A 25074-nucleotide genomic window follows, 5' to 3' on the forward strand; every position below is an offset into this window, starting at 1 on the left:
CCACCGGCCCTCCTGCATCAGCGATTATTTTCCGGCTGCAAGCAGGCGGTCCATCACCTCTTTGCCAACCGAGCTTTCCATCGACGGCCAGATGTTGGTGCGCACATGCTCAACCATGGCTGCCTGCTCTTCAGCGGTCAGCTTGAGGATGGTGTAGCCGCTTTCCACCAGCTTCTGTTCGAAGGCTGCATCGTTTTCACGGTTGTAGTTGAAGAAATCATCCGAAGCTTTCTTCATTGCGGCTTCGATCGCGGCTTTCTGCTCATCATTCAGCTTGGCCAGGGTGCGCTCGGAACCATAGTAGAAGGTCTGCTCGGGGATGGTGTTGTATTCCACGAAATAGCTGCCAACATCCGATTTGGCGAAGATCGAATAAGTCGCGGTTTTGGTGCAGCAGATGGCGCCGTCCACGATACCCGATTGCAGCGCCGGGAAAATGTCACCCCAGGCCATGGTGGTGGCCTGGAAGCCCAGGCTTTCCACCATCGACTTCACGACATTCGACGACCAGACGCGAATATTCATGCCTTTTTCGTCGAAGTTGTTCCAGTTCTTCGGCTCTTTGGTGGCGACAATGCCAACAAACCCTTCCGGGTTGCCTGCAATCACCTTCACACCATATTCGTCGGTGATTTCCTGCAGGATCTTGCTGAATTCCGACTCTGGGTTGCGCATCACGCTGTCCATGTCATCCCAGCCGCTGACCAGGAAGGGCATCGACAGGAATTCCAGGCGCGGGTCGGTATCGGAATAGATGAATGCCGATGCGAAATCGATGTTACCGCGGGCCACGTCTTCGAACAGCGCCTCACCCGATCCAAGCTGGTTGGCGGGGAAAACGGTCATGTTCAGACCCACACCGGCTGCGTTCACATCTGCGGCAACCTGTTCCATCATCTTGGTGCCCTGGTGGTCAATCGGGAACACGCCCGCAAAGCGCAGGTTGATGTCATCTGCAATTGCAGCGGTGGTCGACAGAACCGTCAGCGCGCCGGCTGCCACGGTTTTGATCAGCGTTTTCATCTTCAACTTCTCCTCATTTTGAAGGTGTAACTCGTTTGCCAGCGCGGCCGCACCGATGTTCTGGTGCGCTGGGTAAAGGGGGCACATGCATGGCGCTGCTTGATCCAACCGGTTTGTCACGAACCCGCCGGACCATCATGGCCAAGGAATGATGCTTGCATGTTTTGACGAATACCCCCTCCGCGCGGCGTCATTGAGGTCGTATAGATTAATTGTATCCAAAATCCAATAGACAATCAAAAAACATTAGATCATCCATCGCAAAGCGAAATGAATGCGCTCTGCCAATCACGGTTTTGCGAAAGACGCCCACTGGCCGCCCCTTCCAATAGACGGGGCAGCTCCAAAACACTTTGAAAAATCCGACGGAATTGCAGACATTTGCGCCCCGGATATACAATCCGGGGATCATAGCCGCGTCTTCCTGCCTAGTGCCAGCCCCCTAAAGGGAAGTCAGCCGGTCCTGCAGAAAAGAGTAGGTGTTGCGCGCCGTTTCCAGTACCTGCCGCGCGACCAGAACATGTTTGAACTCTTCTGAATGGTCCGAAAACGCCACAGGTGGCGTGGTGTCATCCATCCAGGGCAAACAGAACAGCGAATCGCCAAACATCTTCCCGGCCCGGTTGAGACTTAGGAAAAACAGCTGGTTCTCAATCGCCCGCGTTTTGGAAAAATCATGCCAGGTGGCAAATGTTTCATCCCGCGCATAGGCGCCGCAATGCAGGATAAGCTCCGCACCATGTTCCAGCGTCAGATGGCGTGACAATTCCGGGATACGAATATCGGCGCAAATGATCGGCGCAACCCGAAATCCTTTCACCTCAAACGAAAACGGCTCTGTGCCGCGTTCGAAATAGTCCTTCTCCATCGACGCACCGAACTGCGCCAGATAGATCTTGTCGTAATGCCCCACCAGCTCCCCTTTCGGGCCAACCACCCCCATCGAGATGAAATGCCGTCCGTGTTCCGCCCCTTCCCCACGGCGCGCAAACCCGAAGACAACATGGCAGTCATGCTTGATCGCAATCTCACGCCAGACCTGAAAAGATGCCCCGTCCAGCGGCTCCCCCAACTCCTCCAGCGCCGCGAAAGCCGGGCGGGAATAATCAATTGAGGAAAGCTCTGGCAGAACCACCAGATCAGCAGGCCGTTGTTGCAGTCGCGCATCCACCTCGGCACGGACCCGCAACAGATGCCTGTCACGTTCTGCACCCGTGGTCATGGAAGGAATGTCGATCTGGCAGGCAAGGATATGAAGCTGGTCTGACAACATCGTAGGGGCCTTTTTGTTTGTCCGACCGCTACATTGAGGGTTTCGGCTCAGGCGTCAAGCGACCGCTCAAGCCAGGACTGCATCCGCTGTTTCCCAAGGCGACAGGCCTCGACAAGACCCCGCCCCAGCGCCAGGTGGCAGGCAATTGTCGTGGCCAAAGCGCAACCGGTTCCCCTCCTCTCAACAGGCAATCGCGGCGAGGGGAAAGCGTGGTGGCCACACGCCCCAAACAGATGATCTGTGGCCTTTTCACCTCTACCATGCCCCCCTTTCACCAGCACAGCCCCTGCACCTGCCTGCAAAATGTCATTGGCCTGCGCCGCAATTGTCGCAAAATCCGCCGCCGACGCACGCCCGGTCAGAGCCGCCGCCTCCTCAAGGTTCGGGGTGACAAGGTCCGCCTGCGCCAGCAACGCCCCTGGCACTTGCCCCGCCATCAGCGCGCCACCGGAACTTGCTTTCAACACCGGATCAAACACGGTCGGCACCGGCATATGCTGCAAGCAATCGGCGACACATTCCGCAACCTCGACAGTCCCAAGCATCCCGATCTTAATCGCCTGAAACTCCCCCGAGGCCATTGCTCCCTCAATCTGCTGGCGCACAAAGCGTGCCGGTATCGGAACCGTCCCGGCCACCGCTTCGTGAGTCTGGGCCGTGACCGCAGTCACGATCGGCATCACCTCAACCCCCAACTCGGCCGCCACCGCGATGTCCCGGCTCAGCCCCGCGCCGCCGCTGCTGTCTGTGCCCGCGATGACCATGATCCGCTTGGCGTTCATACGGCACAGGCCTCAACCCATTGCCGGGTGCGCGCTTCGGGGTCCTCCGCCTGACAAATATCCGTGACCACCGCCGCACTGTCGGCGCCTGCGGCAAAAACACCGGGCAGCCGCTCCGGGGTCAGCCCGCCGATTGCCACCAGCGGCGTATCCCCCACCATCGCCTTCCACCGGCTGATTTTTCCCAACCCCTGCGGCCCCCATTTCATCTTTTTCAGAAGGGTCGGATAGACCGGACCAAGGGCAACATAGGCAGGGTCACAAGACAGTGCGCGATCAAGCTCTGCTTCATCATGGGTCGACAGACCAAACCGCACCCCGGCCTGACGAAGGGCGGCAAAATCGGCGCCGTCCATATCCTCCTGCCCAAGATGCACAAAGCTGCACTTTAGGTCCAAGGCGGCCTGCCAATAGTCATTCACCACCAACTGCGCGCCATGCACCGCACAGACATCACGGGCGCGGGCGATCTGGCGGCGGATCTCGGTCTCTGGCAGATCCTTGAGGCGCAGCTGCACCAGCTTGACGCCATGCGGCACCAGAAGTTCCAACCGGGCCACATGGTCAACAATCAGGTAAAACCGTTCCATCAGCCAAAGCCTTTCATATCAAGATCTGCAAGGCCCAGAATGGGCGTCGAAGGAACCGCCATGTCGCGGCGCGGCATCGGGTCGGCACGGTATCCTGCCCGCCCGACCGTCACCGCATCCGCCATGGCGCGTGCCATCGCCACCGGATCACCGGCCTTGGCAACGGCGGTGTTCAGAAGAACCGCATCCATGCCCAGCTCCATCGCCATCACCGCATCAGACGGTCGCCCGATCCCCGCGTCGACAATCAGCGGCACATCCGGAAAATGCGCGCGCATGGCACGCAGCGCATCCGGGTTGCGCAACCCCTGCCCCGACCCGATCGGAGCCCCCCATGGCATAAGAAGTTCACACCCGGCCTCAATCAGTTTTTCCCCCACAATCAGGTCATCGGTTGTGTAGGGAAACACCTGAAACCCCTCAGCACACAGCACCCGCGCGGCCTCGACCAATGCGAACACATCCGGTTGCAGACTGTCGGAATGGCCAATCACTTCGAGCTTGATCCAGGTCGTGCCAAAAAGTTCCCGCGCCATGCGGGCCGTGGTGATCGCTTCGCTGGCAGTGTGGCACCCGGCGGTATTGGGCAGGATGCGCAGATTGAGGTCGTTCAGCACCTGCCAGAACGCCGCCCCCGTGCCCGCACTGGTCTCACGCCGCAGACTGACCGTCACGATCTCACAGCGGGCGACCCGGATGGCGTCGACCAGAATGGCAGGCGACGGGTATTGCGCCGTGCCCAGCAAAAAACGGGACGAGATCTCTTCGCCGTAGACCTGCATCTCAGCCCCCTTTCATCGGCGCGAGGATCTCAACCTGATCCCCGTCAACCAGCCACATATCTGCCCGCAGCTCGCGGGCAATGAACTCGGCATTCAACGCCGTGGCGACAAATGGGCTGGTAAAATTCAGCTCTTCCATCAGGTCCGCCAATGTTCTGGCAGAAACGTCACACGCTTTGCCGTTCACGATGACATTCATCTGATCCCTCCTGAAAAAATTGCGCCGCGAGTTGTCCCGCCAGCGCAGGCGCCAGCAGAAACCCGTGGCGATACATGCCGTTCACATGGGTGGTGTCACCCGCCTGTATCAGCCGGGGCATATTGTCGGCAAAAGCAGGGCGCAGCCCCACACCGGTTTCGATCACGCTGGCTTCGCCCAATGCAGGGTGCAGGGCAAAGGCGGCGCCCAGCAGTTCCAGCAGGGAGCGCACGGTAATTTCCCGCCAGGACGTGCTTTCGATCATCGTCGCTCCAATCATGTAGACCCCGCCCCCACGCGGCACGAGGTAGAGCGGGATGCGGGGATGCAAAAGCCGGATGGTGCGCGTCAGTTCAACCTCAGGCGCTTCGATCACCACCATTTCCCCCCGCACCGGTCGCAGACCGGGAAGACGGGACGCCATGCCGCGACAATCCACATCAACGCAATCAGGTGCGGGGGTGTCATAAAGGATCTCGACCCCAAGCGCCTGCACGGCGGCGGTCAGATCCAGAAGTGCCCGGCGCGGATCAAGATGGGCTTCCTCCTCGAAGAAAAGCCCCCGTTGAAACCGGGTTTCGAGCTCCGGTTCCAGCATGGCGATCTCCTCTGCACCCACCCAGCGATGGCAGTCGGTGCGGCGGGCGAAACGGTCAAGCTCGGCCCGGTCGCGGGGCGGGGACAGAACTAGCGTGCCCCTGCGGGTGACAGGTGTCACCTGCGCCCACCAGTCAATCGCACCTGCACCGAGACGGACAACTTCAGGATCAGCGGTCTCGCCCTCGCACCACGGCGCGAGCATGCCGCCCGCGAACCAGGAGCTTGGCCAAGAATCGGACCTGTCGGCGGGGGAGGGCCCCGCCTCGAAGAGGATCACCTCCGCCCCGCGTTTGGCCAGTTCATAGGCGGAGGCGAGGCCGGCGACACCGGCCCCGGCAATAGTAATCATGCGCCCGGCTCCAGCTCCGTCACGGCATCGGCGAGCATGTAGAGGTCCCCACCTGCGCGGAACTTCTCGGCCATCGCCGCCATGCCCTCCTTCTGCGCCTCGGCGCGGATGTCGTGGCTAATCCGCATCGAACAGAATTTCGGCCCACACATGGAGCAGAAATGCGCCACCTTGTGGGCCTGTTTCGGCAGGGTCTGGTCGTGGAAATCGCGGGCTGTTTCCGGGTCAAGCGCGAGGTTGAACTGATCCTCCCAGCGGAACTCGAACCGGGCGCGGGAAATCGCGTCGTCGCGCCGCTGTGCACCGGGGATGCCCTTGGCCAGATCAGCGGCATGGGCGGCGATCTTGTAGGTGATCACGCCGGTCTTTACATCGTCACGGTCAGGCAGGCCCAGGTGCTCCTTTGGCGTCACATAGCAAAGCATCGCACAGCCGAACCAGCCGATCATCGCCGCCCCGATGCCGGAGGTGATGTGGTCATAGCCCGGCGCGATGTCCGTGGTGAGGGGGCCGAGCGTATAGAACGGCGCCTCGTCACAGCAGGCGAGCTGTTTGTCCATGTTTTCCTTGATCTTGTGCATGGCGACGTGGCCGGGGCCCTCGATCATCACCTGACAGTCCTTGGCCCAGGCGATTTTGGTCAACTCACCCAGCGTTTCCAGCTCGGCAAACTGCGCTTCATCATTGGCATCCGCAATGGAGCCGGGGCGCAGACCATCACCCAAGCTGAAGGCCACGTCATACTGGCGACAGATATCGCAGATCTCGTCGAAATGCTCGTAAAGGAAGCTTTCGCGGTGATGATGCAGGCACCATTTCGCCATGATCGACCCGCCGCGCGAGACAATGCCCGTCACGCGGTTCGCGGTCATCGGCACCATGTGCAGGCGCACGCCGGCGTGGATGGTGAAATAATCCACCCCCTGTTCGGCCTGTTCAATGAGCGTGTCGCGAAACACCTCCCAGGTCAGGTCCTCGGCAATACCGTTGACCTTTTCCAGCGCTTGATACATCGGCACGGTGCCGATCGGCACGGGGCTGTTGCGCACGATCCATTCGCGGGTGTTGTGGATATTGCGCCCCGTCGACAGGTCCATCACCGTGTCCGCGCCCCAGCGGATCGACCAGACCATCTTGTCGACTTCCTCTTCCATCGAAGAGGTGACGGCGGAGGTGCCCATATTGGCATTGATCTTGACCAGGAAATTGCGGCCGATGATCATCGGTTCGCTTTCGGGGTGGTTGATATTTGCGGGGATGATGGCGCGGCCTGCCGCCACCTCATCACGCACGAATTCCGGCGTCACGTAGTCGGGGATATTTGCGCCCCAATCATTGCCATCGCGCGGCTGGCCCTGACCTTGAGCATGACAGGGCGCAAGCTCGCGCAGCTGGTTTTCGCGGATGGCGATAAACTCCATTTCGGGTGTGATGATCCCGGCGCGCGCATAAGCGAGCTGTGTGACCGCGCGGCCCGGTTTGGCGCGCAGCGGGCGGGGTTTGACCGGGAATTCCGGGGTCAGTTTGTCGCCTTCAACAAAGCCGTTGTCCTCAGGCTTGATCTCGCGCCCGTCGTATTCTTCCACATCGCCGCGCGCCAGGATCCAGGCCCGGCGCAGCGGGGCGAGGCCCTGTTTGATATCGGTGACCACGTCAGGGTCGGTGTAAGGCCCGGAGCTGTCATAGACTGGCAGGGGTGGCTCGCCTGCTGTGGGGTGCACGGAAATCTCACGCATCGGCACGCGCACATCGGGGTGCAGGGTCCCCGCGACATGGATCTTGCGGGAGGCGGGCAGGCCACCGGTGGTGATTTTCGGGTTCGGGACGTTCATTTTGGCGCTCCTCAAGCTTGCGACTTAAAAAGACACCAGTGAGCTTGGGGAGGGAGCCGGGGACGGATCGCCCCCGTGGTCGGCTGTCGCAAGGGGGATGCCCCCCGGGTCGCGCCTAGCTTCCTACGCCAGTGTCAACTGGGTCAGGTTCAAAGGGTCGCGTCACCGGGGGTGTCCACTTTGGAACGTCCCCTGTCAGCCTCTCAGTCCCCTAGGCGGGACTCCCCTGCGTGCCTAAGGTTTAGGAAAGAGGTTTTCGAATTGCAAGCAGCTCATTCCGGTTCGGTCAGAAAACTGCCAGCACAACATCACGGCTCTCGCGCGCGAGGAGCCGGCACCGACAGTCTGCCCGCCCCGCCAACAGACAGACATCTATTGGCGTGAGGCGGTGGTCCCTGACTTGGTCAGACAGATGGGTGAGGTGCCGCGCCACCTGCCAGTCTGCCCCCCTGTCTCAGCTCAACAGGCGGCCATCAACCGATAGGTGATCTGCGCCGCGGTGAAATCCCAGGCGTCCTGCCCGTTGGGGGCAAGCTCCACCACGTCCATCCCAACACAGCGGCGGCCTTTCAATGCGTGCTCCACCAGTCGCAGGGCCTGATAAAACCCCAAACCTCCGGGCACAGGTGTTCCGGTGGCGGGCATCTGGCTGGGATCCAGCCCGTCCACATCAAAACTCACATAAACCAGTTCGGGGAAATCCTCCGGCAGATCCACGGCAAGGATATTGCCCGTGACCAGATCCTCGGCATCCACGTGAAACACGTTGTTGGCAATCCGGCTTTCGGCCTCTTGCGGGCACAGCGCGCGCACACCGAATTGGGCAAGACGGATCCCCTCTTCGGACAACAGATGCATGACCGAGGCATGGGAGTGCTTTTCGCCCTGATACGCCACGCGCAGATCCGCATGGGCATCCACCTGCACCACACCAATCGGCTGGCCCAATGCGCGGGCCACGCCCATGACGGCCCCATAGCTGAGCGAATGTTCCCCACCCAGTGTGACCGGCAGTTTCCCGGCTTTCACCACGGCTTCGGTTTCACCGGCGATCCGCTCCATCACCTCGGGCAAGGGACCGTCACAGTCAACCGGGGCATGGGTAAAGATCCCCTCGGCGCAGGGTTCTTTACCATTGCACAGGCGTTCCAATTCGTTTGACGCATCAAGGATTGCGGCCGGTCCCGCCTGGGTGCCGGAACCATACGATACCGTACGTTCCAGCGGAACCGGGATCACATGAAACCGCGCAGCCTCACTGCGTTCGGTTTCACTCAGTTCACTGTCGAGAAAAACAGTCATGACAGACGCTCCTTGAAATCCTCATAGGTGAAGCTTTTCACCATGGTCAGCTGATCGGTTTTACTGTTCCACAGCGCGATGCCCGGCAGGGGCACGCCATTGAACGTGTTGGTTTTCACCATCGAATAATGGGCCTGATCGAGAAAGGCAAAGCGTTGTCCGATTTCAAGCGGCTGCGCCCAGCTATAGTCACCGATCACGTCGCCCGCGAGGCAGGATGGCCCGCCAAGCCGGTAGGTTTGGCCCGTCCCGCCCTCTGCTTCGTCCAGAAGCGCCGGGCGATAGGGGGCTTCGATCACATCCGGCATATGGCAGGTTGCGGAAATGTCGGTGATGGCAAGCGGTATGTCATTGACCGGAAGATCAAGGATCTCGCCCACCAGAATTCCCGCATCCAACGCCACGGCCTCTCCAGGTTCCAGGTAGACGTCAATGCCATAGGTGGCGCGGATGTTCTGAATGAACGCCACCAGCGCATCCCGGTCATAATCAGCGCGGGTGATATGATGCCCGCCGCCAAAATTGACCCATTTCAGATCCACAAGGAAAGGTGCCAGCTTGGCCTCGACGGCCGCCCAGGTGCGGGCAAGTGGTTCGAACCCCTGCTCGCACAAAGTGTGCATATGGATCCCGTCTACGCCCCGCATCACCTCATCAGTCAGCAAACTGACCGGCGTGCCAAGCCGGGAACAGGGCGCGCAGGGGTCATATTTCGGGATTTCCCCTTCGGAATGCTCGGGGTTGATGCGCAGGCCGACCTGAACGCCCTCCGCCTGAGCCTGTTGCAAAAACCGGTCTTTCTGGGCGGGGCTGTTGAAGATGATATGATCCGAGAGTGACAGGATTTCATCAATATCCTGATCCTTGTAGCCTGCGCAGAACGTGGCGACCTCACCGCCATATTCCTCGCGCCCCAACCGGGCCTCATAGATGCCACTGGCGCAGGTTCCCCCCAGATATTGCCGCACCAGCGGGGCAAGAGAGAACATGGAAAACGCCTTCAGCGCGCTCAGGACATGCGCCCCCGAACGGTCGGCCACGTCCTTGAGGATCGCCAGATTTCGCTCAATGGCCACCTCGTCCACCACGAAACAGGGCGTCGGGACGCGCGACAGATCGAAGTCGCGGAATGCGCCTGCATCTCCGGCTTGGGTTTGCATCAGTTCGGTCATTGGAGTGCTTCCATGTTTGTATGTCCCGCCCGGCGGCAACGCCGGGCTGCGCCGACCCGCCCCCATGGGGCGGCGCAATTGCGCCACCCCGCGGGTCTATGCAGCCCTCAGTTTTTAGAACTCGACCGGGCCGTCCAGTTCGTGGACCTGCCACGGCAGACCGTGGTCGTTCAGCATGTCCATGAAATTATCCGGGTCGAGCTGTTCCATGTTCCACACGCCGGGTTCCACCCAGTTGCCCTTGAGCACCTGCGCGGCCCCAATCATCGCCGGCACACCGGTGGTGTAGGACACCGCCTGCGAGCCCACTTCGGCGAAACATTCTTCGTGGTCACAGATATTGTAGATGTAATAGGTCTTTTCACCGGACCCATCCTTGGCCTGACCAGTGGCAATGTCACCAATGCAGGCCTTGCCTTTGGTCTCGGCCCCCAGATCGCCGGGATCGGGCAGCAGGGTTTTCAGGAACTGGATCGGGATGATTTCCTGACCGTCATGCATCACCGGATCAATGCGGGTCATGCCGACATTTTCCAGCACTTTGGCGTGCATAATGTAGGCGTCACCGAAGGTCATCCAGAACCGGGCACGCTCGATCTCGGGGAAGTGGGTCGACAGGCTCTCCAGCTCCTCGTGATACATCAGATACATGTTCTTGTTGCCAATCGCCGGGAAGTCGAACTCGACCTTGGTGGTCATGGCCGGGCTGGTTTTCCATTCGCCGCCTTCCCAGTGACGCACCTCGGCGAGCACTTCGCGCAGGTTGATCTCCGGGTTGAAGTTGGTGGCAAATTCCTGATCGTTCGAGCCGCCATTGGCGTCCAGAATGTCGATCTGGCGGATGGTGTCCAGCTTGTGTTTCTTCAGCCAGGTCGCAAAGACCGAGGTCACCCCCGGATCAAAGCCCGAGCCGAGGATCGCGGTCAGCCCGGCCTCTTTGAACTTGTCCTGATAGGCCCATTGCCAATGATATTCGAACTTGGCCACGTCCTCGGGCTCGTAATTCGCGGTGTCCAGATAGTGGCAGCCCGCTTCCAGGCAGGCATCCATCAGAACCAGATCCTGATAGGGCAGGGCCAGGTTCACAAGGATCTCGGCGCCGGTTTCGCGGATCAGCTTGACGGTGTCTTCGACCTTATAGGCGTCCAGTTGGGCGGTCTTGATCTCCACACCCATGCGATCCTTCACGCTGGCGGCAATGGCGTCGCATTTGGACTTGGTACGGCTGGCAAGCGTGATTTCGGTAAAGATATCAGCATTCATTGCCATCTTGTGCACAGCGGCATGGCTGACGCCACCGGCACCTACAACAAGGGTCTTTCCCATGGGTATCTCCTGACCGTGGTTATTCAAAATAAGTGTAGCCATTCATCGACGCACGATAGGCGTCGATCAGGGTTTTGCGTTCATTGGCGGTGATGCCGCCGGCGGAAATTGCCTCGTCCACCATCTTGCGGAACGTGGCGATGCAGCTTGCGGGGTCATATTCGACATAGGACAGCACCTGCGCGATCGTGTCCCCTTCCTGCTCATGCAAAAGATCAAACCCGCCATCGGCGCGCAGGTCAATTGTCACCACATTGGTATCGCCAAACAGGTTGTGCAGATCCCCCAGCGTTTCCTGATAGGCCCCAACGAAAAACACACCCAGATAATAGGGCTTGTCCTCGGGCAGCGAATGCACCGGCAGGGAGGGGGCAATTTCGCCCGCCAGAATGAACTGGTCCATCTTGCCATCGCTGTCACAGGTGATGTCAGACAGAACCGCGCGGCGATCCGGGGTCTGATCCAGCATCTGCAGCGGCACAATCGGGTGCAGCTGATCAATCGCCCACACATCCGGCAGAGACTGGAACAGCGAGAAATTGCAGTGATACACATCCGCGATCTTCTGCAGTTCCTTGTCCAGTTCACCGCTTTGCGGGCTTTCATGGGCGATTTCCTTGATCCGCGCCATCAGGTTCAGATAAATCCGTTCGCCCCGCGCCATCTGGCGCAGATCCACATAGCCCCGCCGGAACAGCGCGCGCAGCTCGCCCCGGTAAAACAGGGCGTCATTCCAACACTCCTGAACCCGCTCGGGCACCAGATATCCGGAAACCGCCTGCAAATCCTTGAGAAGATGGTGATCATCAGGCTCAAGCTCAGGCGCGTCCGGGGCATCATAAAGCGTGCTTTCCAGCACATCGAAAATCAGCATCGACGAGGTGGCCGACACAGCGCGCCCGCTTTCGGTCACCAGAACCGGATGCTCCACCCCCGCTTCGTCCATCGCATAAGCCACGGTTTCAACCACGTTGGCGCAATATTCCGCCATCGTGTAGTTGACAGAATTCTCGGTTGCCCGCTGTTCGCCGGTATAGTCGACCCCCAGACCGCCACCCAGATCCAGATGGGTGAGCGGCACACCTTCGCGGGTCAGTTCGGTGAAATAGCGGCAAGCTTCGGTCACGGCGCGGCGCACATCATTCACGTCCGGCACCTGGCTGCCCAGATGGGAATGCTGGAGCTTGAGGCAATGCAACAGCCCCTCGTCACGCAAACGATCGACCACCCGCAACAGCTGATCGGTATTCATCCCGAAGGCGGAACGGTCCCCTGAGCTGCTTTGCCATTTGCCGCTGATCTGATTGGTCAGTTTGACCCGCACGCCCAGCAATGGATCGACCCCCAGCTCACGCGCGGTTTCAATAACAATCTCGGCCTCTTTCGGACTTTCAAGCACGATCACGGTATTGAAACCCAGCCGCCGCGACAGGATCGCCAGACGCACAAATTCCACATCCTTGACACCGTTGCAGACAATCAGCGCGTCCTTCGACAGGCGATGGGCCAGCGCGATGACCAGTTCGGGTTTCGACCCCGCTTCCAGCCCGTATTCATACTGGCGACCAAACTCCACAATCCGGTCCACCACTTGGGCCTGTTGGTTGACCTTGATCGGGAACACGCCGCGATAAGGGGCACGATACCCGGTCTTGGCGATGGCCTGGGCAAAGCTATCATTGAGGTGCTGGATTTCCGCCTCGAGAAAGCTCTTCACCCGCAAAACCAGCGGGCTTGCAATGCCCCGCTCGTGCAGGTCTTCAAGGATCTGCGGCAGGCTGACGGGGGCCGCCTCCGGGTGGGCAGGATCACACAGCGCCACATCCCCGTTCGGCAACACCGAAAGAAGGTCTTTGCTCCAACGGTCAATACCGTAGATGGAATGGGAAAGGGGTTGTTCATCGGACATGGGAACAAGCCTTTTCAGAATGTCTGGGAAAAGAGGAGATCAGGCGCACGGCATTCAAGCCGCGCAGGACTACGCGGGTTCAATCTGTCCGGCATTGCGCAGACGAAACCACTTCATCTCGATGAAACTCCAGTTTGCGCTTTCACGAGAAAGCTGATCGGCGTTTAAGTTCTAGTGGGCCGCCGAGTCAACAAAATACTGCCCCCACCAGGCCCCGAGAGATCCGAATTCTGCCCTCACTTTGGGCTGGGCCGCGATGTTATCCGGGTTTGTTATGGAAAATGAACCCGATGAAGTTGAGCAGGAGCTGTGCTGCAAGGATCTGCGTGCTTTCCGATGGGTCATAAGCGGGGGCCACTTCGACAAGGTCAATCCCCACGACATCCCCGCGTTTGGCCAGCCCCTGCAGGATTTCCAGCACATCGTAATAGAGAAAGCCACCATGCGAAGGCGTGCCCGTACCCGGCGCGATGGAGGGGCAGAACGCGTCAATGTCGATCGTGACATAATAGCGGGCGCCTTTCGGAATACGGTCCAGCACCCCCGCGGTGCCCAGCGCCCGCACCTGCCGCACGGACAGGATATCCGACCCACGCGCGCGCGCATCTTCATACCCTTCCTTGGCGGTGGAGGACACATTGCGAATGCCCAGCTGGGTCATGCCGCAGACATAGTCCTTTTCAATGGCCCGGCGCATTGGGTTGCCATGGCCATCCGTCACCCCCTTGCGGTTATCAACAAAGTCCAGATGAGCGTCGATCTGCACCACATGGATCGGCCCCTGTTCGGCACAATTGTCCCGAAAGGCATTGATACAGGGAATATTGATCGAGTGGTCGCCGCCAATGATCACCGGCAGTGCCCCGGCAGCGAGGATCTTTTTCACACCATATTCGATGCTCGCATGGCTTTCCTCGGTCTTGGTGTGGATGATGTCGGCATCCCCCAGATCGACAATGCGCACATCCTCACCCAGATAGGTCGCGTCATCTTCGTGATCATAGGCCCCCGCATGGCCAAAACTGAACAGTGTCGAGGCCTCGCGCACGGACCGCGGACCGAACCGGGCGCCCGAGCGAAACTGGCAGCCAAAATCAAACGGGGCACCGAGGATTGCCACATCCGCGTCAATCTGATCCCAGTTCTCAACATAGGGTTTCTTGCCAAAAGTGGCGATTCCAACGAAAGGCAGATTGAGGCGCCCCGTGTCATAACCATGTCCAGACATGTGCTTCTCCGTGATTGGGAACAATTACCCCGCCCGCAGCCGGACAGGCGCACCAGCAAATGCCTGCCAGATCCAAGAGACGCGATCCCCCAAACGACAGACCGAAACGCCGATAACTGTGATATCTCTCACGGCGTTTCAGCTTGTCCCTGCCTCAGGTGGCGCAGGCGCTCGGGACAACCTTCCTTTCGAAAGGCACCCCCGTCAATGAGAGTTTTCACCACTGAGACCTTCGAGAATGGGGCAATCGGGGCGATGGTCCCCGGCACATTCGCGGGTCAGGTGGGTCAGCGTTGCATGCATCGCCTGCAGATCGTTGATCTTGGCCTCGATCTCCGCAAGGTGCTTGCGGGTGATCGCCATAACATCCGCACTGGCACGCCCTTCATCTTCGTAAAGAGCAAGCAGGTTCCGGCAATCGTCGATCGTGAAGCCAAGCGCACGGGCACGGCTGAGAAAGATCAGCTTGTGCAGATCGGTTTCACGGAAAACCCGGTAGTCGTTGGTATCTCTGAGGGGTTTGACCAGACCGATATCTTCGTAATAGCGGATGGTCTTCGCACGCAGCCCGGTGCGTTTGGAAACATCCCCGATATTCAGGTTCATCATACTTCTCCCGTTCCGCTAATCATAGCAGGTTTCAGAGGGGTTCCGGTGGGCGCCTGACGCGCTGTCGGGACGCTGATAACCGGGCGCACCCAACGCAACCGCAACGCATTGGACAAGACGAACACGCTGGACAAGGCCATGGCGCCTGCGGCCAGAACCGGCGACAAAAGCACCCCAAACGCAGGATAAAGCACACCTGCCGCCACTGGGATCAAAAGCGTGTTATAGCCAAAGGCCCAGAACAGATTCTGACGGATATTGCGCATGGTTCGCGCCGAAATGTCAAAGGCATTGACCACCCCGACAAGATCCCCGGACATCAGCACCACATCCGCAGCCTCGATGGCCACGTCGGTCCCGGTGCCAATCGCAATCCCTACATCCGCAACCGCAAGCGCGGGCGCATCGTTGATTCCATCCCCGACAAAAGCCAGCTTGCCCTCAGTTCGAAGGTTGTTCAGCGCATCCACCTTGCCCTCGGGCAACACTTCCGCAACAACGTGATCAATCCCCAACTCGCGTGCAATGGCATCGGCCGTGCCCTGATTGTCCCCGGTGATCATCGCCACCTTGAGACCCAGATCATGCAGCGCAGAAATGGCGAGGGATGTGGTTGGCTTGATCGGGTCCGCCACGGCAATGGCCGCTGCAATCTTGCCCCCGATCGCGGCATAAAGCGGTGTGCAGCCCTGCCGGCCCAGCTCATCACCGATCCTTCCAAGATCCCCCAGCGCAATCCCTTCCCGGGCCATCAGCCGGTCGGCCCCAATCAGGATTTTCTGCCCTTCAACCATTGCCGAAACACCATACCCCGTGATGGAGGCAAACTCCTGAACCTCGGGAAGGGTCAGTGACCGATCTTCGGCGGCCCGCAAAATGGCCTCGGCAATCGGATGTTCCGACCCCGCTTCGACGGCGGCAACCAGGCGCAACACGTGGTCGCGCTCAAACCCATCTGCCACGGCCAGATCCGTCAGCTCGGGCCGGCCTGCGGTCAACGTCCCGGTTTTGTCCAGCGCAACAACCTGCGTTTCCCCCAGCAACTGAAGCGCATCCCCCTTTCGAAACAGGACGCCCAGTTCAGCCGCCCGACCGGTGCCAACCATGATTGAGGTCGGAGTAGCGAGACCCATTGCGCACGGGCAGGCGATGATCAGCACCGCCACCCCGGAGACCAGCGCAAAACTCAGCGCGGGATCAGGGCCAAACACAAGCCAGGTCACAATTGTCAGCGCAGCCAACGCCATGACGGCGGGAACAAACCAGGCGGTAATCCTGTCCACAAGCCCCTGGATCGGCAGCTTGGCCCCCTGCGCCTGTTCGACCATCTGGATGATCTGCGCCAGCATGGTGTCGGCCCCAACCTTGGTGGCCCGAAACCGCAAGGCGCCGGTGCCATTCACGGTCGCCCCGACAAGCTCGTCACCTGTGGATTTTTCGACCGGGACCGGCTCGCCGGTGATCATGCTCTCATCGACATAGGAGCGGCCCGACAGAACCTCTCCGTCCACCGCGATCTTTTCACCGGGGCGCACATGTATCACATCCCCGACCACAATGGTGTCAATCGGCACCTCGGTCACATCATCGCCCCGCTCAACCCGCGCCGACTTGGGCTGAAGGCCAACCAGTTTGCGAATGGCCTCCCCCGTGCGGCCCTTGGCCCGCGCCTCGAGCCACCTGCCCAGAAGGATCAGCACCACGATGACCGCGGCGGCCTCGAAATAGACATTGGCGGTGCCGTCCGGCAACAGACCCGGCGCGAAGGTGGACACAAGTGAAAACCCATAGGCCGCCGACGTTCCCAGCGCGACCAGAGAGTTCATGTCAGGCGCCCCCTTGAACAACAGCGGGAACCCCTTGGTGTAGAACCGCAGGCCGGGGCCAAACAGCACGATGGTGGTCAGCACAAATTGCACAAGCAGGCTGGTCTGCGCGCCCATGCTGTTTTGGACCCACATATGCATCGCGGGAAACAGGTGACCGCCCATTTCCAGCACAAAGACCGGCAAGGTCAGCACCGCGGCCAACAGCGTGATGCGCCCCAGATGGGCAATTTCCGCGTGTTTCCGATTCTCGTTTTCCGGGGCGCTGCCGGTTTTGACCCTGGCCGGATAGCCCAGTTTGGTCGCCACCCGTGCCAGATCGGCGGGGGCGACAACCCCTTCAAGATAACGCAGCTGAGCCGTCTCAGTTGACAGGTTGACCTGCGCGCTCAGCACGCCGGGCGTTGCAGACAGGACGCGTTCCACACGACCAACGCAGCTGGCACAGGTCATCGCTTCAACCTCCAGCGTGACCTCTGCCTGTCGCGCCGGATAGCCTGCCTGCTCCAGCGCATCCGTCAGCGCAGGCAAAGTGGCGGGTTCGGAAAACGCAAGCTCAACACTTTCGCTTGCCAGATTCACAGTGGCACCCTCGACGCCGGGAACCGCCTTCAGGGCTTTTTCCACGCGCCCGACACAGCTCGCGCAGGACATGCCCTCTACGAACAGCCGGAAATGGGATTGATCAGACATGGTGTCCTCCGCGACTCGATGTTTTGATACCCAGATGGGGGTTCCAGTAAGGGGAGGGTCAAGTGCTGCGCAATATTTTTCCTGCGCGACAACTGCCCCTGCCCTCAGGATCCGCCCGCCGGGTAATGGGTGAACAGCTCTGTGCTGCCATCTTTTCGGATCAGATGGATCGAGTAGGCATCCCGCTCACTCTCAGGCCCCATCCCCGGCGACCCATAGGGCATTCCGGGCGCAGACAGGCCAACAGCATCAGGACGCTCGGACAGAAGACGGCGAATATCTGCAGCCGGAACATGCCCCTCGATGACATATCCCTCGACCAGACCGGTGTGGCACGAGGCCATCTCATCCGGGATGCCATTTGTTTCCTTGTAGCGCGACAATGCCGCCCAGGATATGTCCTGCACATCCACGTCGAACCCCTCGCGCTTCATAATGGCAATCCAGTTGCCACAACATCCACATTCCGGGTCTTTCAGCACCTCGATCAACGGATGGGAGGTTGCCTGAGCCGGCACAGCCAGACTGGCGCCGGATGCGGCGAGCCCGGCCACAAACAGGCGGCGGTTCAGATTGGGTTTGGTCATGTCTTTTCCTTTGTTTGCTGTCGCAGGTGGTGTGATTGCGATCGACCTCTCAGGCACCGGCCTGCGCAGGTGTTAAAACTGGTCTGGTCAGGGGGTCACAATCCAGTTTGTGCCTGTTCTGCCTCGGTGCGGGTGGCCTGCATGTCGCGAATGCGTTCTGGCCAGGTGGATTTGATAAAGGCCAGGATGTCCCAGATCTGCTGATCGCTGAGGTTTTCACCAAACCCCGGCATCCCGCTGGCAAATCCTGAGACCCCCCGCGCCGCCAAAGCGGCCTGCCCGCCCTGCTTGGTATAGTCAAATAACAGCGCATCCCCGTGATGCCATGTATGCCCCGTCTCATCATGAGGGGGGGCTGGCATGGTGCCATCCTCGTTCTGACCACGCCAGTTGGGCTGGCCTTGCAATTCGGCCCCATGGCAGGAGGCACAGACATCCGCATAAAGCACCTTACCCGCTGCAATATCCGAACCGGCGGGCTGCCGGGGCGGGCCTGCCTGCGCATCCGGGGTATCCGTCAGAAATGTAAGAACCCCGAGACCACCCAGCGCGGCTGCGGCAAGTGCCAGAAAGACAAGCTTTTTCATGACACCACCCGGATCCAGGTCTTCATGCCTGCCTTTTGATGCGACAGCATATGGCAATGCAAAAGCCAGTCCCCCGGATTATCGGCCCGAAAAACAATGCTGCGCGTTTCTCCGCGCCCGAGCAAAAGGGTGTCACGTAGTGGACCAAATGTGCCATCCGCCAGCCGTTCCTGAAAATGGTGCCCATGCAAATGCATGGCATGGGGAAAGGCTGTCTCGTTCTGCATCGGGATCTCGACAATCTCTCCTGCCGACACTTCGATCAAAGGCACCTCCGGCAATCCGGCCACGCCGTTGAAGGTCCAGACCTGCCCTTCGGCCACAAGGTCACGGATGGACAGGACATCCCCTTTCCAGATCCCTTGCCGGAGCCGCCCCATTGCGCCACCTTCCATGATCAGGCGGGCCTGCGCGGCCCCCTCAGCTGATGTAAGGGGAGCAAGCGGGTTCGCTGGAAGGGGATCAATGGCCCCGCGCGCCACAGATGCTCCACCCGCAATCACGTCGAAGTGGGACAGAACGGTGGCGTCCTCTCCTTCATGCAGCGCAAGAATGACCTGCTCCCCCACCTCGGCCGTCACATCGGTGATGAAATCGGCCCGTTGTGCAGGCCCGAGGATCACATGGTCGGTCTGTTCAGGGGTTTTCAGCGGCATCCCGTCCAGAGCCACAATCGCCCCGGTCATTCCGTGCAATCCAACCACCATGATCCGGTCCACTGCCGTGTTGACAAGCCTGATCCTCAGCCTGTCATGCTGGCGGAGCTGCGACAGCTGAGGCGACAGTGTCGCAGTGGGGAAATTTCCGATCCGGCCCGCATGTGTCCAATCGTGCATCCGGTCAAAATCATCCGTGATGGCACCTGTTTCACTCAACCTCCAGTCATCCAGAACCACCGTGATATCATGGTCCACGTCCAGAGGGTCGACTTCATCGACGATCAGCACCCCGTAAAGGCCCCGCGCAATCTGTTCGGTGGATTGGTTATGCGAGTGATACCAGAACGTGCCCGCGTCGGGCGGTGTGAAATCATAGGTGAACGTATCCCCCGGGGCGACAGCCTGCTGTGTCATGCCGGGAACTCCATCCATCGCGTTCGGCACCCGCACCCCATGCCAATGCACTGACGTCGCCTGAGGAAGCTCATTCACCAGTTGCCGCACCAGTCGCGCGCCCTGTTTGAGGCGCAACTCAGGGCCGGGAACGCCCCCCTCATATCCCCAGATCGGCGTTTCAGGATAATCATCCGGCAGCAAACGCGCCATGCCGGGACGTGCAACCAGCCGGGGGACCACCTCTGCCCGTGCATGTGCGGGCACCATTGCAAGTGCAGCGGATCCGACCAGGAAGCTGCGCCTGTTGATCACAGGCCCCTTTGGCATCGGGTTCTTTGGGTTTGGGGTCATATTCTCATCCACCCTCATGTTCATCCATCAGATATGTTGCAATTGCAGTTCGGTCTGCCTCGGTCAGGAAACGGGTGCCATAAAGCACGACCTCTCCCATCGACCCGCCAAAGGCGTCACCATCGGGCATAATGCCCGTGCGCAGAGCATAGGCGACACTGGCCACATCCCATCCTTCCCTGCTCAGGGTAACATGGTCAATCGGCGGGGCTTTTTCGCCACCCGGTAAGGCATCACTGCCCTGAAAGTGCTCAGTATCGGAGTTGCGGGCACCCGCAAGGTTACGCCCCGTATGGCACGCCGCACAATGTGTGGCCCCCTCAACCAGTTCGCGGCCCCGGTTCCAGACATCGCCTTTGCCGGGCACGGGGTCCGTTCGGGGAGGATCAAGATAGGCGGCGCGCCAAAGCTTCAGCCCCCAGCGTTGGTTGAAGGGAAAGCTCATCTCCGGCGGGCGGGACGGCGTTTTCACCGCGGGCACCGTCTGAAACGCCGCCCAGAGGTCCGCGATCTCCTGATCCGAAAAATTCGCATAGAACGAATATGGAAACGCAGGATAATAGGCCTGACCGTCAGGAGAGACACCTTCCCGCACGGCGCGGGCAAACTGTTCCTGGCTCCAACTGCCGATCCCGTGCTCAAAATCGGTGGTCAGATTGGGGGAATAAAGCGTGCCAAAAGGGGTCTGCAACGCCAGCCCCCCGGCCAGCGGGGCGCCACCACCCGCAACATCAGTGTGACAGGCAATGCAGCCGGAGGCGCGGGCCAGATAGGCGCCGCGTTCAACACTTCCTTCAAGGGCGATGGGGATGAGCGGCTGGCCGATTGGCCAGGCCATCACCCCAAGAAGAGTGGCCGAGGCGGTGACCGCCCCAGCCAGCCCGAAACGAATATACATGCGCATCGGCCCTGCCTATTTCTCGACCCTGAAACGGGTGTGGCAGGCGGCGCAGACTTGCCCCATCATGGCGAAAACACCGTCTGCGGGCATCTGCGACAGGTCCATCATGGCACCGTCAGAGCCAGACCCCATCATGCCGCCCATCATCGCGCCGCTTTGACCGCTCATCATGCTACCGGCCGCGGGCATGTCACCTGCCATCATCACCCCGTTTTCAGAGGCGGCCACCAACCCATCCGCCGCCAGGCGCAGCTGATCGGCCAGGCCAGCAAAGCTCTCCCAGTTCTGCCAGATCTCTGGCTTTGCTTCTGACGCCTTGTCCGTGCTTCCTTCCGGAAAAAGCCTGGTCAATGCTTCACCGGCGTGGCGGCTGATATCCTCGGCGCGCGCACGCACGACGCTGGCATCATACTCTGCCTCCCCACGCATCATCGGGGTCAGCACTTTCATCGCGTCTTTCATGACGCTCATACCGTCCATGCGTTCCTTGACGACGCCGGTCGCGCCCCCATGCGCAAAGACGGTTTGGCCAGCCATGGCCAGAACGGACGCAACCACCGCGCCCTTGATCAGATTTTTGGTTTTCATTGGAGTATCCTGTCTGAGTGTGCCCTCACGCCTGTTGGCGTGTGTGAATACGGATCAGCTCAGGAGGCGGGGAGGCGGAGGATCAAAACTCGACGCGATCGGCAGGCAGGCAATTTCGGACGACCGTGCATAGCGTTCACTGCGCGCCATTGGGACCGGATAGGATAGAAAATGCACAATCATCGCCGGGCCAGAGCAAAACGCCCCTCCAAGGCAATGATCCTGATGGTTGGCAGGCTCGGCACCAAGTTGCATAGGCTGGAATTGGGCCTGGGCAGAGTTCATGGAGGATTGATGTTTGCCATGGGCCTCAGCCGCCCCACCGGACAGAAGCAGGCTGGTGGCGAAAACGCCGACCGCCACGAGCAGATACCCGACCCATTTGCGACTGTCCCAAGACACTGTTCAGTTGATCCCGTTCTCTTGCTGCAACTCTCTTACATAGGCGATGATGTTCACAACATCCGCACGGGTCAAGCCTTTGACCGGCGGCATGTCGCCAAACGGCCAGTGATGGGCTTTCACACCCCGCTGCACCGCCAGAACAAACGCCATATCCGCATGGTGGCCAGGCTCATAGATCTTGTGCACCAAAGGCGGAGCAACCCCCTGTTGACCCGCGGCATTGGCGCCATGGCAATCGACGCAAACAGCATCAAATGCGCGTTTCCCCATCACGGCTTCACCACTCAGCTGCGCCGGCAACTTCACGGCAACCATAGGCGCGCCATCTTCTATTTCCGCTGCTGAGACCGGGTCCTCCTGAGTTCGGCCCTTCATCAGGACAACCCCAAACGCAAGAGCAACCATGATGATGGCAACCCATAACTTTGTCTTCATATACGTATCCGCCCCTTGCTAAGCTTGGGGTGCCCAACGGGTGCACCCGGGTTCACGGATGCAGGGTTCCCATGGGGGAAACACAAGAGCAAAGGCAGTCACATTTCAGTGAACACGCGCTTTGATCACCTTCAGGATCAGCGGGTGCCGAAAAAGCAGCCCAGACACAAATCAAGACACATCTCATGAATCGTTCGCGAACACCTAAAGGTGTCGCGGACGATTATGGGGCATCCTACTCAGGGTCAGAAGTCGAGGTTTTCCACCGATAGGGCGTTTTGCTGGATAAATTCACGACGCGGCTCAACCACATCGCCCATCAGTTTGGTGAAAATGTCGTCCGCTTCCGACAGATCATCCACCTTCACCTGCAACAAGGTACGCGCTTCGTGGTCCAGCGTGGTTTCCCAAAGCTGATCCGGGTTCATTTCGCCCAGACCTTTGTATCGCTGCAATGTCAGGCCTTTTTCACCTTCCGCCAGGATGGCATTCAAAAGGTCAATGGGGCCCTGCACCTGAATTTCACGCTCTTTGCGCGACAGTTTGGCACTGTCCCTGTAAATATCCCGCGTCTCCATCGACACTTCGGACAGGCGGCGAGCTTCCCCCGAGCGCAGAACGGCCCCATCCAGCGTGCGAATCTCCTCGACCCCACGCAGCACACGGGCCAGACGGATGCCGTGATCCTGTGTGATCCGACCCTGCCATCCGCGCTCATATTCCACGGCCACCTTATCCAGGCGCGCCGCCACATCATCCGCCACACGCTGCAGATCCGCATCAGCCCGCCCCGGATCAAACGCCCCGGAAAGGGCGGCCTGTTCCAGGATGTTGCGCGGGTAATGCGTTGGGAACGCGTCCAGAATACGTTTGAAATTGCGCGCACCGTCGACCACGCGGGCCAGATCCGCACCGGCAATTTCCTCACCCGAGGGAAGACGCAGAACGGTGCCTTCAATCCCCTGTCCGACAAGGTAATCCTCAAGCGCAACCTGATCTTTCACATAAACCTCGGACTTGCCGCGCGACACTTTATAAAGCGGCGGCTGCGCGATGTAGAGATAGCCCCCTTCGATCAACTCCGGCATTTGCCGGAAGAAGAAGGTCAGCAGCAGGGTTCGGATATGCGCCCCATCCACATCCGCATCGGTCATGATGACGATCTTGTGGTACCGCAGTTTGGAAATGTCGAATTCATCACGACCGATCCCGGTGCCAAGAGCGGTAATCAGCGTGCCGATTTCCTGACTGGACAGCATCCGGTCAAACCGGGCGCGTTCCACGTTCAAAATCTTGCCTCGCAGCGGCAACACGGCCTGATCGTGGCGCGACCGCCCCTGTTTGGCAGAACCACCTGCCGAATCCCCCTCGACAAGGAAGAGTTCGCGTTTGGCCGGATCTTTTTCCTGACAATCGGCCAGCTTGCCCGGCAACGAGGCCACATCAAGCGACGATTTCTTGCGGGTCATTTCGCGCGCCTTGCGGGCCGCTTCGCGTGCCAGTGCGGCCTCGACGATCTTACCGACAATCATCTTGGCAATCTGCGGGTTTTCGTCGAACCACTCCTGCAGTTTTTCGTTCATCAACCCTTCGACCGCCGGGCGCACTTCGCTTGAGACCAGCTTGTCCTTGGTCTGCGAGCTGAATTTCGGGTCCGGCACCTTGACCGACAACACGCAGGTCAGGCCTTCACGTGCATCATCGCCGGTAAAGTTCACCTTCTCCTTTTTCGCCAACCCGGTTGAGTTGGCATAGAGGTTGAGCGTCCGGGTCAGCGCACCCCGGAAACCGGCCAGGTGGGTGCCCCCGTCCCGCTGCGGGATGTTGTTGGTAAAGGGCAGCACGTTTTCGTGGTAGCCATCGTTCCACCACATCGCCACCTCGACACCAATCCCGTCTTTTTCGCCGGTTACAAAAATCGGCTCTTCCATCAGGGGGGTCTTGTGACGATCCAGATATTTCACGAACTCTTTCACGCCACCATCGTAATGCATTTCCGAATGCAGTTTTTCAGCGGGACGCTCGTCTTCGATAATGATGCGCACGCCCGAGTTCAGAAAGCTGAGTTCCCGCAGGCGATTTTCCAATGTCTTGAACTGGTAATCCAGGTTCGAGAACGTGTCCGTCGATGCTAGGAAACGCACTTCGGTCCCGGTGCGGTCACCACACTCCCCCACAACGCGCAGATGCTCAGCGGTTTCGCCGCGTTCAAAGCGGGCCACATGTTCTTTCCCGTCGCGCCAGATGCGCAATTCCAACCAGTCGGACAGGGCGTTCACAACCGAAACCCCCACGCCGTGCAGACCACCCGACACCTTATAAGAGTTCGAGTCGAACTTGCCGCCTGCATGCAGCTGGGTCATGATCACCTCAGCCGCCGACACGCCCTCTTCCGGGTGGATATCCACCGGAATGCCACGCCCGTTATCTGAAACGGAAACCGAATTGTCCGCGTGAATCGTAACCGTTACCGCGTCCGCATGACCTGCCAGCGCCTCGTCGATCCCGTTGTCGACAACCTCATATACCATGTGGTGCAGACCGGACCCATCGTCGGTGTCCCCGATATACATGCCGGGGCGCTTGCGAACAGCCTCCAAGCCTTTGAGAACTTTAATGGATTCGGCGCCGTACTCGGCACCATTTTGCGCGTCATCAGCCATGTGGGCC

General features: G+C 59.8%; 23 protein-coding genes and 1 riboswitch. All 23 genes read right to left on the minus strand.

Features of this window, described 5'->3' with window-relative positions; translation table 11 throughout:
* Nucleotides 1-24 precede the first annotated feature (24 nt).
* Nucleotides 25-1023 (minus strand): TRAP transporter substrate-binding protein DctP, encoded by a 999-nt coding sequence (gene dctP, locus XMD517_RS09235; protein WP_173486029.1) that lies wholly within the window; start codon nt 1021-1023, stop codon nt 25-27.
* A 442-nt stretch (nt 1024-1465) separates the two neighbouring features.
* Complete coding sequence (locus XMD517_RS09240; RefSeq protein WP_254449664.1) at nt 1466-2296, minus strand: carbon-nitrogen hydrolase family protein; 831 nt, start codon at nt 2294-2296, stop codon at nt 1466-1468.
* A gap of 47 nt (nt 2297-2343) precedes the next feature.
* The gene (locus XMD517_RS09245) at nt 2344-3078 is read right to left on the minus strand and encodes a hydroxymethylpyrimidine/phosphomethylpyrimidine kinase (RefSeq protein ID WP_173486030.1); all 735 of its coding nucleotides are present in this window, start codon (nt 3076-3078) and stop codon (nt 2344-2346) included.
* Nucleotides 3075-3668: a thiamine phosphate synthase gene (locus XMD517_RS09250; protein ID WP_173486031.1), complete on the minus strand. Its 594-nt coding sequence runs from the start codon at nt 3666-3668 to the stop codon at nt 3075-3077. The genes XMD517_RS09245 and XMD517_RS09250 overlap by 4 nt, the downstream gene beginning before the upstream one ends.
* Nucleotides 3668-4450 (minus strand): thiazole synthase, encoded by a 783-nt coding sequence (locus tag XMD517_RS09255; RefSeq protein WP_173486032.1) that lies wholly within the window; start codon nt 4448-4450, stop codon nt 3668-3670. Before XMD517_RS09255 ends, XMD517_RS09250 begins: the two co-directional genes overlap by 1 nt.
* A gap of 1 nt (nt 4451) precedes the next feature.
* A complete protein-coding gene (gene thiS / locus XMD517_RS09260) occupies nt 4452-4649 on the minus strand; it encodes a sulfur carrier protein ThiS (RefSeq protein ID WP_055187355.1) in 198 nt (65 codons plus the stop codon).
* Entirely contained in the window at nt 4618-5598 is a 981-nt protein-coding gene (locus tag XMD517_RS09265) for an FAD-dependent oxidoreductase (RefSeq protein ID WP_173486033.1), read from the minus strand. Before XMD517_RS09265 ends, thiS begins: the two co-directional genes overlap by 32 nt.
* Nucleotides 5595-7430, minus strand: a complete 1836-nt coding sequence (gene thiC, locus XMD517_RS09270) for a phosphomethylpyrimidine synthase ThiC (protein ID WP_173486034.1) — start codon at nt 7428-7430, stop codon at nt 5595-5597. The genes XMD517_RS09265 and thiC overlap by 4 nt, the downstream gene beginning before the upstream one ends.
* Nucleotides 7431-7533: 103 nt before the next feature.
* A riboswitch (TPP riboswitch) is annotated at nt 7534-7668 on the minus strand.
* A 221-nt stretch (nt 7669-7889) separates the two neighbouring features.
* The gene (gene speB / locus XMD517_RS09275) at nt 7890-8732 is read right to left on the minus strand and encodes an agmatinase (RefSeq protein ID WP_173486035.1); all 843 of its coding nucleotides are present in this window, start codon (nt 8730-8732) and stop codon (nt 7890-7892) included.
* On the minus strand, nt 8729-9904 hold the full coding sequence (locus XMD517_RS09280; protein ID WP_173486036.1) for a carboxynorspermidine decarboxylase: 1176 nt from the start codon (nt 9902-9904) through the stop codon (nt 8729-8731). The genes speB (XMD517_RS09275) and XMD517_RS09280 overlap by 4 nt, the downstream gene beginning before the upstream one ends.
* Nucleotides 9905-10018: 114 nt before the next feature.
* The gene (locus XMD517_RS09285) at nt 10019-11230 is read right to left on the minus strand and encodes a saccharopine dehydrogenase family protein (protein WP_173486037.1); all 1212 of its coding nucleotides are present in this window, start codon (nt 11228-11230) and stop codon (nt 10019-10021) included.
* A gap of 19 nt (nt 11231-11249) precedes the next feature.
* Entirely contained in the window at nt 11250-13139 is a 1890-nt protein-coding gene (gene speA, locus XMD517_RS09290) for a biosynthetic arginine decarboxylase (protein ID WP_173486038.1), read from the minus strand.
* A gap of 259 nt (nt 13140-13398) precedes the next feature.
* Nucleotides 13399-14367 carry an agmatinase gene (gene speB, locus XMD517_RS09295; RefSeq protein ID WP_173486039.1) on the minus strand — a complete coding sequence of 323 codons (969 nt, stop codon included), beginning with the start codon at nt 14365-14367 and terminating at the stop codon, nt 13399-13401.
* Nucleotides 14368-14571: 204 nt separating this feature from the next.
* The gene (gene cueR / locus XMD517_RS09300; RefSeq protein ID WP_173486346.1) at nt 14572-14967 is read right to left on the minus strand and encodes a Cu(I)-responsive transcriptional regulator; all 396 of its coding nucleotides are present in this window, start codon (nt 14965-14967) and stop codon (nt 14572-14574) included.
* A 5-nt stretch (nt 14968-14972) separates the two neighbouring features.
* On the minus strand, nt 14973-17495 hold the full coding sequence (locus XMD517_RS09305; protein ID WP_173486040.1) for a heavy metal translocating P-type ATPase: 2523 nt from the start codon (nt 17493-17495) through the stop codon (nt 14973-14975).
* A 104-nt stretch (nt 17496-17599) separates the two neighbouring features.
* Nucleotides 17600-18082, minus strand: coding sequence for a DUF411 domain-containing protein (locus tag XMD517_RS09310; RefSeq protein WP_173486041.1), 483 nt, complete (start codon nt 18080-18082; stop codon nt 17600-17602).
* A gap of 95 nt (nt 18083-18177) precedes the next feature.
* Nucleotides 18178-18669, minus strand: coding sequence for a cytochrome c (locus tag XMD517_RS09315; protein WP_173486042.1), 492 nt, complete (start codon nt 18667-18669; stop codon nt 18178-18180).
* Nucleotides 18666-20075: a multicopper oxidase family protein gene (locus tag XMD517_RS09320; protein WP_254449663.1), complete on the minus strand. Its 1410-nt coding sequence runs from the start codon at nt 20073-20075 to the stop codon at nt 18666-18668. Before XMD517_RS09320 ends, XMD517_RS09315 begins: the two co-directional genes overlap by 4 nt.
* A 4-nt stretch (nt 20076-20079) precedes the next feature.
* The gene (locus tag XMD517_RS09325) at nt 20080-20979 is read right to left on the minus strand and encodes a cytochrome c (RefSeq protein WP_173486043.1); all 900 of its coding nucleotides are present in this window, start codon (nt 20977-20979) and stop codon (nt 20080-20082) included.
* 9 nt (nt 20980-20988) lie between these two features.
* Complete coding sequence (locus XMD517_RS09330; RefSeq protein ID WP_173486044.1) at nt 20989-21564, minus strand: cytochrome c; 576 nt, start codon at nt 21562-21564, stop codon at nt 20989-20991.
* Between the two features lie 54 nt (nt 21565-21618).
* Nucleotides 21619-21966 carry a hypothetical protein gene (locus XMD517_RS09335; RefSeq protein ID WP_173486045.1) on the minus strand — a complete coding sequence of 116 codons (348 nt, stop codon included), beginning with the start codon at nt 21964-21966 and terminating at the stop codon, nt 21619-21621.
* Between the two features lie 3 nt (nt 21967-21969).
* On the minus strand, nt 21970-22404 hold the full coding sequence (locus XMD517_RS09340) for a cytochrome c (protein WP_173486046.1): 435 nt from the start codon (nt 22402-22404) through the stop codon (nt 21970-21972).
* Between the two features lie 245 nt (nt 22405-22649).
* Nucleotides 22650-25067 carry a DNA topoisomerase (ATP-hydrolyzing) subunit B gene (gyrB, locus tag XMD517_RS09345; RefSeq protein ID WP_173486047.1) on the minus strand — a complete coding sequence of 806 codons (2418 nt, stop codon included), beginning with the start codon at nt 25065-25067 and terminating at the stop codon, nt 22650-22652.
* Nucleotides 25068-25074: the final 7 nt, after the last annotated feature.

Origin of the sequence: Aliiroseovarius sp. xm-d-517 (assembly GCF_013283135.1) — a bacterium.
GTDB lineage: Bacteria > Pseudomonadota > Alphaproteobacteria > Rhodobacterales > Rhodobacteraceae > Aliiroseovarius > Aliiroseovarius crassostreae.

Bases quoted from the DNA above. Each gene is read 5' to 3' on its own strand.
- speA (WP_173486038.1), bottom strand. From the start codon at position 13,139: ATGTCCGATGAACAACCCCTTTCCCATTCCATCTACGGTATTGACCGT.
- gyrB (WP_173486047.1), bottom strand. From the start codon at position 25,067: ATGGCTGATGACGCGCAAAATGGTGCCGAGTACGGCGCCGAATCCATT.
- XMD517_RS09340 (WP_173486046.1), bottom strand. From the start codon at position 22,404: ATGAAGACAAAGTTATGGGTTGCCATCATCATGGTTGCTCTTGCGTTT.
- XMD517_RS09310 (WP_173486041.1), bottom strand. From the start codon at position 18,082: ATGACCAAACCCAATCTGAACCGCCGCCTGTTTGTGGCCGGGCTCGCC.
- XMD517_RS09330 (WP_173486044.1), bottom strand. From the start codon at position 21,564: ATGAAAACCAAAAATCTGATCAAGGGCGCGGTGGTTGCGTCCGTTCTG.
- XMD517_RS09240 (WP_254449664.1), bottom strand. From the start codon at position 2,296: ATGTTGTCAGACCAGCTTCATATCCTTGCCTGCCAGATCGACATTCCT.
- XMD517_RS09320 (WP_254449663.1), bottom strand. From the start codon at position 20,075: ATGACCCCAAACCCAAAGAACCCGATGCCAAAGGGGCCTGTGATCAAC.
- thiS (WP_055187355.1), bottom strand. From the start codon at position 4,649: ATGAATGTCATCGTGAACGGCAAAGCGTGTGACGTTTCTGCCAGAACA.
- XMD517_RS09285 (WP_173486037.1), bottom strand. From the start codon at position 11,230: ATGGGAAAGACCCTTGTTGTAGGTGCCGGTGGCGTCAGCCATGCCGCT.
- XMD517_RS09325 (WP_173486043.1), bottom strand. From the start codon at position 20,979: ATGCGCATGTATATTCGTTTCGGGCTGGCTGGGGCGGTCACCGCCTCG.
- XMD517_RS09250 (WP_173486031.1), bottom strand. From the start codon at position 3,668: ATGGAACGGTTTTACCTGATTGTTGACCATGTGGCCCGGTTGGAACTT.
- speB (WP_173486035.1), bottom strand. From the start codon at position 8,732: ATGACTGTTTTTCTCGACAGTGAACTGAGTGAAACCGAACGCAGTGAG.
- speB (WP_173486039.1), bottom strand. From the start codon at position 14,367: ATGTCTGGACATGGTTATGACACGGGGCGCCTCAATCTGCCTTTCGTT.
- dctP (WP_173486029.1), bottom strand. From the start codon at position 1,023: ATGAAAACGCTGATCAAAACCGTGGCAGCCGGCGCGCTGACGGTTCTG.
- XMD517_RS09280 (WP_173486036.1), bottom strand. From the start codon at position 9,904: ATGACCGAACTGATGCAAACCCAAGCCGGAGATGCAGGCGCATTCCGC.
- XMD517_RS09315 (WP_173486042.1), bottom strand. From the start codon at position 18,669: ATGAAAAAGCTTGTCTTTCTGGCACTTGCCGCAGCCGCGCTGGGTGGT.
- XMD517_RS09255 (WP_173486032.1), bottom strand. From the start codon at position 4,450: ATGCAGGTCTACGGCGAAGAGATCTCGTCCCGTTTTTTGCTGGGCACG.
- XMD517_RS09305 (WP_173486040.1), bottom strand. From the start codon at position 17,495: ATGTCTGATCAATCCCATTTCCGGCTGTTCGTAGAGGGCATGTCCTGC.
- XMD517_RS09265 (WP_173486033.1), bottom strand. From the start codon at position 5,598: ATGATTACTATTGCCGGGGCCGGTGTCGCCGGCCTCGCCTCCGCCTAT.
- thiC (WP_173486034.1), bottom strand. From the start codon at position 7,430: ATGAACGTCCCGAACCCGAAAATCACCACCGGTGGCCTGCCCGCCTCC.
- XMD517_RS09245 (WP_173486030.1), bottom strand. From the start codon at position 3,078: ATGAACGCCAAGCGGATCATGGTCATCGCGGGCACAGACAGCAGCGGC.